The following is a 13,575-nucleotide window of genomic DNA, read 5'->3' on the forward strand; positions in this document are numbered from 1 at the left end:
TCTATATGTTAATGTTTTTCTGAGCAATTAAAATAACATGTGTTTCAAGTGTTCCATCTGATTTCGGGTAGATCTTTTCTATCTGATGGGATACTGTCATGTAATTCGACTCTAATGTTTGTTTTAAAATGTTGGTATCGTGGTAGTAAAAGTAAGTTCTTTCTCCGGTGCTACCAGAAATAAACCCCGATTTTGTATAATCTCCGGGTACAAAACTCAAGTACAAAATACCGTTTTCACGAAGCAGTTGATGACAGTTATAGATGAGATGTTTACAATCACTTTTAGAAAGATACGGAATAGTAAAACCACACATAATTCCGTCAAATTTTTGATGAATTGACTCTAAGTTTCTGCAATCTAAAATCCGTGCGTTTATACCTGGATTATTCTTTGAGGCGCGTATAATCATTTGTTCAGAAACATCCGTAGCCAAAATTTGAAGGTCGGGTTTTAATCGGAGTAGGTGTTTGGTGATGTTACCCGGGCCACACCCTAATTCTAGTACGGAGGCATTCTCAATAGCAAGTGAATCGCAAAAGGTTTGATAGGTATCATCATATAAATCCAGATACATGAATTTATCCTCATATAGTTGAGCTATATGATCCCAGGTTTGATGCGTTTCTGTATATCGGTCTTCCATAGGAGAATGAACCAATAAAACTAACACATTCTGAAAACTTTACAGAATAATATTCAAAGTGATAGAGCCGATGGGTTTTACATTTCTGCGGCTCGGTTATAACCCACCGTTTTTCGATAAATGCTAGGAGAGACTTTTGTGTGTTTTTTGAAAAATCGACTAAAATAGAATTGATCATCATATCCCAATTCTGAAGCTATTTCTTCAACGGATTTATTGGTAAGATATAATTCGCGTTTAGCTTCAATGATGATGCGCTCCGTGATGAGGTTAGAGGGTGTTTTGTTGTAAGTAGTTTTTACCAGTTTGGTTAATGCATTGGGGGTGATATGTAATAAGTCTGCATATTCCTTTGGGGAATGTAAAGTTCTGAAATGGGTCTCGATGTAATTTTTCAGTTGTTGTACCATAAATTTTTCCTCATTCTGTTCTTTGCTCGTTTCCACTTCGGGATACTGACTCTTTTTGATTCTGGAACAGTTGATCAGGAATAATTTGAGATAGGATAAGATGGCGTCATTGGTAGCCAAATTATTTTGTTGGATGTCTTTTTCCATTTCAGAAATAATCCATGAAAGGGTAGTGGTATCTGATGGTGAAATATCAATAAAAGGAAATTGATATGCATTATTAAAAAGAACTCCATCGCAAGCCACTTCAGAATGATGTTTATGAATACAAAAGAAATTCGGATGGAAATTGATCACTACTCCTTTAGTTACCGAATCGGGTTGAAACATAAACGGTTGATATGGGGTACAAGAGAATATTTGATTTTCTGAATAGGTGAACTTTTCAGTTTCAATCAATGCACACCCGGAACCTTCCTGAATCCATATAACGGAATAATAATTCAAACGTTGAATGTGATCAAAATGGCGAATGCTTTCAAACCGATATAGTTTGAAAGCCAATTCACCACTTTGTTGATCTACTAAAGTATATGTTTGATTGTCAATCATATGTTTGGATTCCAATTACAGCTCTTCAGCTATTGGAAAATCGATTTCAATTTGCGTTAAATTATGTAGATAATTCATTGCAATCTTATCACTTATTTGTAAAATAACATCTACCAAATTTCCTTTAGTATAACCTTGTGTATAGAAGTTTTGTAGAGCTGCTTCGCTCGCACGACCTTTATTTTCTGTAAGTTCTTTGGTTAATTGAACCAGCGCATTGATTTTATCATTGCTGCTAGAACCTTTTCTGATCGCTAAAACTTCAGCGTCATCAAAACCATTCATTTTACCTAAAACGGTATGTGCACTTTGACAGTATCTACATTCGTTCACCTGACTCACGATCAAGTTAACGGCTTCTTTTTCTTTATTGTTTAAAGAAGTTTTTGCGCCTTGAAAATCTAAGTAACGACCTAATCCATTTTCTGAATATGCCATAGTCGCATATAAGTTTGGAACGAACCCTAAACCTTTGTTTAACTGATCGAAAATTTGTTGATTATTCGCTGTTACTTCATCTCTTGTTGGTACACTAAAATTTGCCATTTGTATATTGTTTTAAATTCTATGTCATTATTGACAAGGCAAATTTGTAGCGCGCAAGAGGACTACAGAATAGACAAATTATGCATAAGTATGGACAATTTTTATGAACTCTTCCGTATGGACTTTTTTGAGATGGTATACGCGCAAATTTTATTTTCTACATAATCAATTCTGTATTCGGATAATAACATCGCAATAATTACTTCGGTCTCATTTTCGTTTAAGCCTAGCTTTGAGCCCAGTTCTATTTCATCGAATTGATCATTATTTTCTTTTAAAGCTTTATAGTATGTTTCTTTTTGATCCATAAGTCTATTGTTTTTGTGTGGCAATCATCATATGAGGACTAAACGACATGAGGCTGGGGTCGTTCTCTGTAATATGCAAAAGCTCCATTAATGTATTTTTCGTTTTTTCATTTTCCATGTGAGAGAAGAAGTTTTTATCGAACCAAGCAATTCCTTCTACCGCGTATAGGTTTAGATATTTGAGTCCCTGACCCATAAATTCATCTTTTAATTGTTGTGGCTGGTGGTAAAATCCTTCTGCTAAAAGCCACGGGAAATCATGTGGTGGATGATGTTTTCCCGTGGTCAATTCCATTTTGCACATTTCGAAAAATGATGGTTTATGGACTAAACCATTAAGTAGCCCGACTAAAGTGGATGCGGTATAGTTAATAGCGAATCCCAGAATAATTCCGTCTTTCTTTAATACTCTTTTCGCTTCACATATAGCTTTATCCCGATCTGTTCTTTTCTGAAGGTGATAGAGCGGACCATGCAGAATAATCAGATCAACGGAATTGTTTGGAAACTCAAGTTTTCTGGATTCACCATGATGAATAGAAAATGGATTCTTTAGACTTGAAGAACGTTTTTGAGCGATTTGAACATGTTTGAAAACAGGCTCGACCATATGAACCTGATGTCCCTTTTTTGCGAGCCATTCCGAATATTTTCCGGTGCCGCCACCTACATCAATAATGCTTAGTGGTGAAGAGGTAAGATGTTTTTCAATGAGGTATTTGATTCTTTCAAATTCAAATACTCCCATTCCTTTATTGAGTCTGGTCTCCTCTGAAGCCTTATTGTAAAATGCTTCTATATTTCTATTAATTAACTGTTTATATTTCATTCTTAAAGGGTATTATTCATCACATTTGAAGCGTAAAACGATAACCAGAAATTGCCGTAATTGATTCTAAATCAATTATTCTTCAAAGGGTGGATGAAATAAATATGATATTAGGTACACCGAAAGAGAAAACCTTCAATGTATGAATTGGTGTGTCTAAGTAGCACAAACCTATCTGCTAGTGTAACAGATTTTATGTCGATTGAAATATAACAGGCTTCAAAAGTAGTACAATAAACTTTTTGTCCGGGTATAATTTAGGTAAGGGTTTCTGATATCAATCTATTTTCCAGATACCATATGGTATTCCGGGGGAACTTCAATTCCTTTAAATCCATTTGTAGAACCGAATAAGATGATAATGGAAACGATTATTCCTGTAAGAATGATGATCCAGGTTTGATTTTTTACAGATAATCCGAATATTTCCGAAGTCATTTTTGAATAATGTATAGCAGCGATGTGACCGAAAAGAGCCATTACCGCCAGACTATAATAGGGCATAAAAAATAAATTTAGTGGAAATGTATTTAGACCCGCAACACCAAAATAAAAATTAGTATCCAATTCTAAAATATACCGGCCGGTGAGTACGGCACTTACATGAATGAGAAAGAAAATAGCCAAATATAATCCAGACCAAACTTGTAATTTCTCAAAGCGATTTTGAGCCGCCTTAAATTTAGATCGGAACAGATTTAGTCCGGTTATTATCTGCATCGCGACAGAAATCAACAAAATGGCTTCAAAGATAGGCTGGCGATAAATCCATCTGATTTTGTTCATGAATGCAATATGTTGATCTGCTCCAAAAACACTAAACAAATGATTAATGATGTGAAAAATAACGAATAATGTTATCGTTAAACCGGAAATGTAATGTGCTCGTTTCATCTTTTTTTGCAAAGGTGAGATGAAACATTGAGTTGTCATTTGATCTATATCAAATCGATCTCCTTGGGTTTCTTATACGGCTTAGAGTTTCAAGAGTAATTCCCAAATAAGAAGAAATATGGGTAAGCGGAACCCTCTGCGTGATTTTAGGATACATGGCCAAAATGTTTTCGTATCTCTGCTCAGCTCTTTGAAATTGGATCGATGCAATTCTTTCTTGTTGGCGTAACATTGTTTTAGTAACAATTACACGAATTAAACGTTCAAAATCATGGTATTTATGAGATAAATAATTTACGTGATCTCTATTGATTTCAAGTAAAACAGAATCCTCCAGGAGCTCAATATAGTGGGGACTAGGCGCACCGGTAAAGAAGCTTACAATTGAACTGATAAATTCATTTTCAAAAGCAAACCAATCAGAGATATCTTTTCCATCTTGTAAATAATACGCTCTGGCACATCCATTAATGATGTAATAGGTTTTATTGGAATATTGTCCTTCACGAACTAAAGTGGATTCCTTTTTCAGTGTTGAAATTTTGGCAGAGGTTAAAAGTTCCTGAATGCATTCTTCCGTTAATGGAGAATAGGTTTCGTTTATCGATTGAATAATTTTTTGTTCGATCATTATTACAATGGTAATAATAAACGTTGGGATTTATGTTTCCGATAGCATTAATTACCCTTCATAGATATCATATTCGGCTGAAATGGATTTCATTAATTCAGTGTTGGCAAAATCATCATCCGATAGTTGAGATAGTTTTTCTAAAAACAAATCGAATTGACCGTTTTTAAAAATAGTAAGCATCTTTCCGCCCTTTTCACATTTAGCCGCATGCCACACATTTGGAGGAGCAGTCACGGTATCTCCTGGTTGAGCAATAACAGTTTCATCATCAAAAATAAATTCAATTTCTCCTTCCAAAATGTAGAATACTTCTGTCATTATTTTATGGTGGTGTCGGCCCAAATAGAAACCTGGTTTAAGTGTGTCCTCAACCATGCAGAGCTCACCGTTGGTATCATGCGAAGAAAGTTTAATAAAACAGTGATCCTGGGAGTAGTTATAGTTTTCACCACATCCCTGACGTATAATTTGTTGTGTTTTCATGATTAATCTATGTTGTATGAATAAGTAAAACCTCGATTTTGAGAAGATAAGATAAATTAAAAGTGGTTTGTACCATCTCAAACCACTTTTAAAATTGGAATGACGGTTAGCTATATTTACTTAAAATTAAACTTACCGTTGTTGTTTTTGTGTTCAGAAGTGGGAGGTATCGTTTCAATTACATCCCAATGTTCAGCAATCTTTCCATTTTCTATTCTAAACAGATCATAGAATGACGTATGCTTTCCTGCAAATTGCCCTTCACTGACCGCTAAAACAAAGTTACCTTCTCCTAATATGATATGGTTTTTTTCAAAGACCATGGTCACTCCATTTTTAGCCATTTCTTCAAGAGCTGTATTTAATCCGGAAAGACCATCTCCGATCATGGAATTATGTTGAATGTAGTGATCTCCATCAAAATAGTTGCCCATTTGGTCAAATTCTCCATCGATCAGAATAGTTTGAATAAAGTCTTTAACCAAAGCTTTATTGGCTTCTGTTTTATCCAAGTCGGTTAAAGTTGTATTTCCATCTGTTTGAGTATGCTGACTTGGATTAGGAGGTGTGATTTCTGCAAGATTATCCCAGTGCTCAACTATTTTTCCATCTTCAAACCTGAAAATATCAAACCCTATTTTGGGACCAAAGAAATCGTAAACAGTGTGCGAAAATGTATAATTCCCATCCTGGAATGAGCGTACCACGTTTGCTTTAAATCCACCTTCAGGGGCATGTTGAAGTACTGCGCCAAATCCTTCTAATCCATCAGCCACAGCCAGGTTGTGCTGGGTATAATGAGTAGGATTAATATAACCAACAGGTGTTTTATCACCTGTTTCTAAACTAGTAAGAAGTGCGGTGGCTTTTTCTTTGTTTGATAATTCGGTTTTCATTTCCTTTTTATTTTCCTGGATGTTTTCGTTACGACTTGTGGAGCAAGATCCAAATAAGAAAGCGACTGCCACAGTCATTATTAATTGTTTCATTTTTTAGGTTTTTAATTTGACACAAAAGTGAAACAAGACCTGTCCTTAGGAAAGATGAAAATTGGAGTTAAAATGGTTAAAGTTGAACCTCTATTCGTTTAAGATAGATTTAATGAATGATTTTGGGGTTAAACTGGTATTCTTCTTGAAATATTTAGTGAAGTTAGTTGGGTCTTCAAAACCCAATTTGTAAGCGAGTTCAGTACTTTTAATATCCGAGTTGATTAGAATTCTTTTGGCTTTAAGGATTACCAAATCATCGATGACGTTTTTAGCTGTTTTATTCATCAATTCCTTACAGATTGAATTGAGATGTTTATAGGTGATCCCTAATTCGTTTGCATAAAAATTAGCACTTCGACTAATCATTAGATTTTCTTCTATAAGTGAGTTGAATTTTTGAAAGACAACGATTTTTGAGTTGTCTTTGATATGGAAAGGTTGTTTTTGTTTTATCTGCTCAGCTTTTGAAATGAGGATAGTGAATAGGGCGTTTATTACTGTTTGTTTATTAAATATATTGGAATTGTGATATTCTTCTTTTAAAAGTTTGAAGTAGCTATTAAATGCAGACTCCAGAGGTATTTGTAGGATGGGAGAAAACAATTGTGGGTTAAATAGTCTGAAAACAAGATCCTCAGGTAAATTGGGAAAGCACTGAACAAAGTGTTTTTCTGTAAATATGATACAATAACCATCTAAATCATTGGAGAAATCGAATGCATTCACTTGTTCTTTTGCGAGGTACACCAAAGTGTTTTCTTGGACTGGATACCAGTTGAAATCAATAAAGTGACGTCCGGTTCCTGAAGTAAAAAATATGAGATTGTAAAACTTCACCTGATGTGGAAGCTCCGGACTATGGGTATATTGATTTTTGTTTTTGGAAATTTTTTGAATCGGAACTATTTCAAATTCAAATTGGACATCGTCCTTTTTGTCGAATTTAATATGCGGAATATCTTTTTTCATACGACCAACGCGTGCAAGATACGCTGTTTATGTTTGTCGCAAATGTAAAATGAGGAGGTTATTTACTTCTTTTTAAGTTCATCAATAACAATTTCATCTCCCATACAGCCTTTGCTGTTAGAATTCCAATTGAGTTCTACATCGATGGGAAAAGAAGCTGTTGTTAAATCCAAATTACTCCCGCCAGGTAATTCATAAAAACGATACGTTTCATTTTCAATGTTGATAAACCATCCACCACAACAAGCACACATTCGCGCATCTGCTCCGGTGATCTGACCGGTACTCATTAAGCTTTTTTCTTTTTTACAAGCGGTTATTAGAAATAACGACATGCAAAATGGGATAATCAATTTTTTCATTTCCTTTTAATTAATTCATAATTTAAACCAACAATCCAAATTAGAATAATTACGAAAGTGATTTTTTGAATGAGTGGGAGCAATCGAATAAGATGTTGTGTGTAATAGATATAATTATTCACTCCCAATAACAGTATACATAATACACCACTTATTTTGTAAAACGATAACTCACTTTGGTAAATTTCTTTAATTATTCCAATAATGACAATGAGTCCGAAAACACTCGAAATTATGGTCATAACATTATGGTACTGTGTGGAAATTAAAACACCAAATGTCATAGATAGGACTCCATTCAATTTGATGAGTTGCCTCCACAATTTATTTTTTGAAAAGGCATTCGCAAACTGAATGAAAAATATCATAAGACTTAAGCAAAGGATCACCATTCCCATAACGGAATAAGGACGTGCGGGGTTCAATAGCCCGTTCATAGCCTTTTCGTTCATCAGGTTACACCAGTAATTATGAATCCAACTAAAGCCTTCAGAGTTTAAATCGGCTTGAGAACCGCCCGGATAAAGAGTAGAAGAAAAAACGTATAAACCAATAAAAGAAATGATCCCTAAAATAGGAGCAATATCAAAGAAGCCTAATTTATTTTGATGAATCACTTTTTTCTAAATATCGGGAGTCGGTAAGCGTATTCAAGAAAGCAATAAGAGCTTCTTTTTCTTCCTTACTGATGTTAAATCCTTGAATGAGGTTAGATTTAGAAATATGTTTTTTACCACCAGCAGCGTAATGGTCAACAACTTCATTCAAAGAATTCATTGAACCATCATGCATATAAGGATAGGTGATTGCTATATTCCGTAGGGTAGGGACTTTAAATAATGCCAGATCCTGAGGTTGCTTGGTGATTAAAGCGCGTCCTGAATCCTGATAGTTTTGATACAGCCCATTGTTTTGAAAAGAGTAGTTGGTGAAATTAAAACCGCCATGACATTGAATACAGTTGAGTTTGGGTGCATTAAATAAATCCCAGCCTTGTTTTTCTTGAGCTGTTAATGTTGCCAGACCTCGCATATATTGATCAAATTTGGTGCTATCTGAACGAAGAATCCGTTGAAAATTGGCCAATGCTTTTTGAACGACTTCAATGGTGATTTCCTGATTGTAAGCCTTAAGACTATATTCATTATAGAACGGTACTGTTTTTAATCGTTCTATCACTTCTTTTGCATTTAAGTCAAATTCGCGGTGTTCGTTGATCGGACCTAGGACCTGATCTTCCAAAGTCTCGAATTTACCATCGGCCATGAAGTACGGATGATTTCCAATGTTTGAAAGCGTTGGAGTATTTCTGGTCACATGACGTCCTTTGATGCCTTCTCCAAGCGGTAAGTGATCGGCAAAAGCTTCTGTGATCAAATGACAGGACTGGCAACTTAGCGTAGAATCCTGGGATAATAAAGTCTCAAAAAATAAGGAACTCCCAAACTCAATACTGGCTTCAGATAATGGATTGTCTTCAGGAAAGATGACCTCTGGTCGTTCCCATTTGACTTGAGTTCCGGTTGTATCCCATAAGGAAGATCTCCATAGAATAGAGATAGCCGTTAATAGTATAGCAAAGGATTTGATCATTAATGTTTAGTTAATCATGAGATGTTAAAGATATACCAGATTTAAATGTTATGTATTATTTGATTCTTCTTCTTTTAAAACGGTAATGTCTGGCTTCAGAACCTGAAATGTCTAGAAGAATCAATTCTTTTTCATTTAAGGCAATTATTTTAAAAGCTCTCGTTTTTGGCGCTTCATAAAGCTGAAAACCATGATGTCTAAATTTTTTGAAGCTAACTATATGATTTAACGTATCTAAATGAAATACAGCAACACAATGACTAAAGAAGATTTTTTCCTGATTTTCAAAATCCCATTCGCATGGGCATGTTGTATCTCCACTATTTAAGTTTTCTTTAAAATTTGTATTCCACCATTCAGCCCTGTTTTGATCAATCACGTAGTAATTGAATTTTAGAATATCGTAATCTCTGGAAATTTTTGGTTTTTGTCGGATAGAATAATGATAGCCCCATTTATTAAGTTTGCCTTTTAATTCATTTTTAAAACCAACTTGAACCAATTGAAAGTCACAAGAATCTAGATTTAAATATTTGTAATCTATTTGTTTTTGACCTAAGGATTGTTCGCTGATAATCAACAAGAAAATAATGACAAGCTTTTGTAGGTATGGGTTGGATTTAGTAATCGTAAAAGACGTCATAAATGCCATATTCAAATTAACCATTTGCATCCTTTTTTTTAATGATTCTAAAGTTCCAACTCATCTGTGTTACGACCTTTACTTTAGTTTATACGTATACCCGAGCTGAATCAAAGCGCTAATATCTTCACCTCCACGATACCAATGATCTGGTCGGAATGTGTTTACCGGGTCAGTCCATAATAGCGAAGGAGTTAGATTTAAACTGGAATTTTCAGAAAGAGAATAAGAAAGAATTCCGCCTATAGAAATACTCATGAAATTGCGTGTATCAGATCTGCTATTCCATAATTGCAGAGTGGAGTAGTCTTCCCGGGTTATACCCATTCCCCAATTATATCCAAAGTTTAATTTTTTAGTTTGATTTAGATGTTCTAATAATATGGAGGTGGTCAACGTAGAGACTTCTCCACTATAGGTGTAATTACGTGTGCCATAACCTGTAAATCGGGTGCTTACGTAGAGTACATTAAATCTAATTCCGAAATAAGCATCGGTAGGAGTGTATTTTAAATTTAACCCTGTTGTGATGGAAGCATTGTAGTCAATTTGATTTCCTGAATCAAAGTTTTCTCCCATATAAGAGGAACCTGTTCCAAATTCAAATCCTGCAGATAGAGATTGTGCTGTCATATGGGATGTAAATGCAAGGAGTCCAAAAAGAGTAATGGTTAGATGCGTGAGGATATTTTTCATTTTTTAAGATTTAAGTAATTCGATTTTATATAACGAAAAGTATTGATAAGTGTTGTATTCAAATAATGGCCTAAAATACATCAATTGAATGAGATGAATATTTGAATTAAGATACACTATATATGAAATTTTCAAGTGTTTGGTTAAATAGAACCGGAGCATCCAGATTGGCAAAATGACCTGCTTCTTGTAATTTGGATAGTTTAAAATGACCTCTTTTATTGAACTCGGAAATAGTACTATCAATGGACTTATTGATGTCGTGATCTTGTGCTCCTTTAATAATCATGGTAGGTGCGGATGAGTTCTGAATGACAGTCAAATAATTGAAATTAGCTAAATTGGGAAGTATAGCTCGAATCACTGATTTATCGGATTGACGGATCATTTCCTGAATCTGTTCTTTGGATGATTTGGTTTGACCAGCGACTTTTGACATATGGGCAATGAAATTTAGACTTAGGAATTTATAAGTGAATTTCATAAGTCCTAAAGTGAGATTTGAGGTGTTTAATTGGGCAGTGGTTCCAAACGTAGTAAATGATGAAATAATTTGCGGTTTGGATTTAAGAATTTCGTACCCTACATTACCTCCCATTGAGTTTCCTACATAGTGAATTTTATTGATGTCTAGTTTGTTTAGTAACTCAATAATATCATGAGCCATCTTAGAAAGTTTAAAGTCAGAACTGTCGAAATTTCCGGCTAATTTTGAATTCCCATGGCCTCGAAGATTCACAGACAAAACCTTAAGTTTTTCACTAAAAAAATCATGTTGAAGTTTAAATTGAGAAAGGTTGGCACCTAAACCATGCACGAATACTATCGTTTCTGTATTTTGTTCCCCGGATAAGTGGTATTCTATATCTAAATCCTTGAGTTGTTTTTTCATGAAAACTTTAAATTCTGTAAGCTGTAAAAGGAAGGCAAATCTGGGATTTAAATGAATATGTATTGTAGCAGGAATTTAGCTTTGTTGCTCCTTATTATTTAGTTTTCTAATAACTTTTTTCTTTCTTGAAGTTTGGATGTCGCATTGATTTAATGACGCTTTCATTTTGCTTAAATCGGCTTCTTCATGGAAATAACCTAGCTTAAGGGTGAAAGTAAAAAAATCTAGTTCATCCAGCTTTTCAACTTCCTGCAAAAACAATGTAGGTTTATTTAGGATGATAACTTCCAGACTATTAAGGTCATCGCTGCATTCATCAAAGGTAGATAAGAATTCAGAAATGGTTTCAGCATTGATAGATTCACTTGCGTTTTTTAATTGATGAAATCGATTTTGTTTGGCTTTTTTGATAGATAATATTTTGGTTGACAATTTTGTTTCTAGAATAGTTTCATTGATCAAATAAGCATCAAAGCATAAATTGGATAAATCACTTATCCCATGATAGTCAAGACCATGTTTGTAGGTGTCGAATTCGACATTGTCAGATCCAATTTCATTTCTGGCCATTTGATCTATATCGGACATCATTTTCCAATATGAGGCACTGTTTCGAATCAGATTTATGGTAGTATCACAGATTTCATATTTCTGATAGAACTGTGGTTTTCTTCTTTTATTTTCCTGAAGCCCATTTTCGGTAACATTAAATATCTCTAAGGATAGTGTATCCGTATCAACTAACCAGTATCGGTTTTTAAAAAAGGAATAGTTTTCTCGAATTCCTAGATCTCCATCCGGATAAATGATATGAAACTCTGAGAACAATCCTGATTTTGTATTCATGAATACGCTATCTGCTTGGGCAAACAGAGCTTGTGAAAGGAATAACGCAATGATGATTGGAAATAGTTTTTTCATTTTATTAAATGAGGTTAACACGGTGATAAAGATAGATTTTTGAATTAACGAAGAAGGGTGCAATTTATTTTTTTGCATCCGCTTCCTGATGTTGTTTGAGAAGTTGTGGCAATCCTTTTAAAAATTCAAATAGTGCTCTAAATCCACCGATTAAAAGAGTCCGTATTGCAACATATATGGGAGGCTTGACGACACTGTAGTAATCGTTGGTTTCGATTTGATTGGGGTGTTTCAAAACTTTTTTTAGCGCTTCTATATTGGTCCAGTTTGCTCTGAATTTAATGATACCATCTGTTCCTATCACATAGGTCATATTGGGCATCGCACCGTATAGTTTATGAGCTGTACCATCTAATGAATCCACTAAAACCACGCGTTTCTCATGATATAAACGCCACATGGATTTGGCATTTTTCATTTTGTCTTCGAATTGGGAAATTTCTTTGGTTCTGCCTCCGGGGTGTGCTTCACGTACATACAAGAGCAAAAAGTGCATGTCAGGATATTGTTCTTGTAATTGATTCATAGGACTTTTTGTATTGGCATACATGGGGCAAGTGATGCTCCCCGTATCCAGAACAATAGTTTGATCCAGGAAATCTGATAATCTAACGGTATTCCCATCTAAAGTTGTGGTCTCAAAATCAATGAATGATTCTCCCGGTTTGGGACCTTTAAAATCATTAAAGTTATAGTCTGTAGGGTTAAAGTGCTTGTAGTTATAGTTGGAGGTGTTTTTATCTTTCATAAGTTGGTCTATTATAATATTCTAATATAACGCCTTCATGATGAATAATGGAAATTAAGTTTTCGTTTGGTTGGATAAATATGAAATCCAAAGGTTGAACAAAATCCGTTTGGTGAAGATTTGGGTATGTGCTTTCCGCAAATTCGATGAGTTTTTTCCCTTGAACTTTATAACTCATTTGTTCTTTAAAACACGTATCCGAAATGATAAAAACCGAATCTGTAGTCTCTAAATTAATTGGGGTTAAAGCTATAAATTGTTGAACTGAAAAATCACGTATGCCGACTTCAAAATCAGACCAGTTCGGGATTGATTTTCTTTGAAGAAAACAATTTGATTCCTGAGCTAGTTTGAAAATACCGTTAGGTGTTAAATCAAAATCACTGGATGATGAATGATTCAAAATATTTTGAATGATTGATTTGGTTTCCTCAAAGGTGATACGCTCAAAGTTCAT

The 13,575-nt window shown here is 34.5% G+C and carries 19 protein-coding genes; all 19 read right to left on the reverse strand.

What is annotated here, in order from left to right; translation table 11 throughout:
* Window position 1 precedes the first annotated feature (1 nt).
* The 19 genes from KFE94_11740 to KFE94_11830 all read right to left on the reverse strand — a co-directional run bounded on the left by KFE94_11740 (window position 2) and on the right by KFE94_11830 (window position 13,575).
* Window positions 2–646, reverse strand: a complete 645-nt coding sequence (locus KFE94_11740; GenBank protein ID UTW68268.1) for a class I SAM-dependent methyltransferase — start codon at window positions 644–646, stop codon at window positions 2–4.
* 77 nt (window positions 647–723) lie between these two features.
* Complete coding sequence (locus KFE94_11745; GenBank protein ID UTW65326.1) at window positions 724–1,608, reverse strand: AraC family transcriptional regulator; 885 nt, start codon at window positions 1,606–1,608, stop codon at window positions 724–726.
* 15 nt (window positions 1,609–1,623) lie between these two features.
* The gene (locus tag KFE94_11750; GenBank protein ID UTW65327.1) at window positions 1,624–2,154 is read right to left on the reverse strand and encodes a carboxymuconolactone decarboxylase family protein; all 531 of its coding nucleotides are present in this window, start codon (window positions 2,152–2,154) and stop codon (window positions 1,624–1,626) included.
* 101 nt (window positions 2,155–2,255) lie between these two features.
* A complete protein-coding gene (locus KFE94_11755) occupies window positions 2,256–2,462 on the reverse strand; it encodes a hypothetical protein (GenBank protein UTW65328.1) in 207 nt (68 codons plus the stop codon).
* Window positions 2,463–2,466: 4 nt separating this feature from the next.
* Window positions 2,467–3,291, reverse strand: a complete 825-nt coding sequence (locus KFE94_11760; protein ID UTW65329.1) for a class I SAM-dependent methyltransferase — start codon at window positions 3,289–3,291, stop codon at window positions 2,467–2,469.
* Between the two features lie 282 nt (window positions 3,292–3,573).
* Window positions 3,574–4,185: a hypothetical protein gene (locus KFE94_11765; protein ID UTW65330.1), complete on the reverse strand. Its 612-nt coding sequence runs from the start codon at window positions 4,183–4,185 to the stop codon at window positions 3,574–3,576.
* Between the two features lie 49 nt (window positions 4,186–4,234).
* Window positions 4,235–4,816 carry a Crp/Fnr family transcriptional regulator gene (locus KFE94_11770; protein ID UTW65331.1) on the reverse strand — a complete coding sequence of 194 codons (582 nt, stop codon included), beginning with the start codon at window positions 4,814–4,816 and terminating at the stop codon, window positions 4,235–4,237.
* 51 nt (window positions 4,817–4,867) lie between these two features.
* Window positions 4,868–5,302 carry a cupin domain-containing protein gene (locus tag KFE94_11775; GenBank protein ID UTW65332.1) on the reverse strand — a complete coding sequence of 145 codons (435 nt, stop codon included), beginning with the start codon at window positions 5,300–5,302 and terminating at the stop codon, window positions 4,868–4,870.
* Between the two features lie 116 nt (window positions 5,303–5,418).
* Complete coding sequence (locus KFE94_11780; protein ID UTW65333.1) at window positions 5,419–6,291, reverse strand: nuclear transport factor 2 family protein; 873 nt, start codon at window positions 6,289–6,291, stop codon at window positions 5,419–5,421.
* Between the two features lie 90 nt (window positions 6,292–6,381).
* A complete protein-coding gene (locus tag KFE94_11785; protein ID UTW65334.1) occupies window positions 6,382–7,263 on the reverse strand; it encodes a helix-turn-helix domain-containing protein in 882 nt (293 codons plus the stop codon).
* Window positions 7,264–7,325: 62 nt separating this feature from the next.
* Window positions 7,326–7,625, reverse strand: coding sequence for a hypothetical protein (locus KFE94_11790; protein UTW65335.1), 300 nt, complete (start codon window positions 7,623–7,625; stop codon window positions 7,326–7,328).
* The gene (locus KFE94_11795) at window positions 7,622–8,242 is read right to left on the reverse strand and encodes a hypothetical protein (GenBank protein UTW65336.1); all 621 of its coding nucleotides are present in this window, start codon (window positions 8,240–8,242) and stop codon (window positions 7,622–7,624) included. Before KFE94_11795 ends, KFE94_11790 begins: the two co-directional genes overlap by 4 nt.
* Complete coding sequence (locus KFE94_11800; GenBank protein ID UTW65337.1) at window positions 8,226–9,218, reverse strand: c-type cytochrome; 993 nt, start codon at window positions 9,216–9,218, stop codon at window positions 8,226–8,228. Before KFE94_11800 ends, KFE94_11795 begins: the two co-directional genes overlap by 17 nt.
* A gap of 55 nt (window positions 9,219–9,273) precedes the next feature.
* Window positions 9,274–9,885, reverse strand: coding sequence for a hypothetical protein (locus tag KFE94_11805; protein UTW65338.1), 612 nt, complete (start codon window positions 9,883–9,885; stop codon window positions 9,274–9,276).
* Window positions 9,886–9,939: 54 nt separating this feature from the next.
* Window positions 9,940–10,557 carry a hypothetical protein gene (locus KFE94_11810; protein ID UTW65339.1) on the reverse strand — a complete coding sequence of 206 codons (618 nt, stop codon included), beginning with the start codon at window positions 10,555–10,557 and terminating at the stop codon, window positions 9,940–9,942.
* Window positions 10,558–10,663: 106 nt separating this feature from the next.
* Window positions 10,664–11,449, reverse strand: a complete 786-nt coding sequence (locus tag KFE94_11815; GenBank protein ID UTW65340.1) for an alpha/beta hydrolase — start codon at window positions 11,447–11,449, stop codon at window positions 10,664–10,666.
* 75 nt (window positions 11,450–11,524) lie between these two features.
* A complete protein-coding gene (locus tag KFE94_11820; protein ID UTW65341.1) occupies window positions 11,525–12,370 on the reverse strand; it encodes a hypothetical protein in 846 nt (281 codons plus the stop codon).
* A gap of 64 nt (window positions 12,371–12,434) precedes the next feature.
* On the reverse strand, window positions 12,435–13,118 hold the full coding sequence (locus KFE94_11825) for a redoxin domain-containing protein (GenBank protein UTW65342.1): 684 nt from the start codon (window positions 13,116–13,118) through the stop codon (window positions 12,435–12,437).
* Window positions 13,108–13,575, reverse strand: a complete 468-nt coding sequence (locus tag KFE94_11830; protein UTW65343.1) for a hypothetical protein — start codon at window positions 13,573–13,575, stop codon at window positions 13,108–13,110. Before KFE94_11830 ends, KFE94_11825 begins: the two co-directional genes overlap by 11 nt.

The sequence above is a fragment of the bacterium SCSIO 12643 genome (genome assembly GCA_024398135.1).
GTDB lineage: Bacteria > Bacteroidota > Bacteroidia > Flavobacteriales_G > Salibacteraceae > CAJXZP01.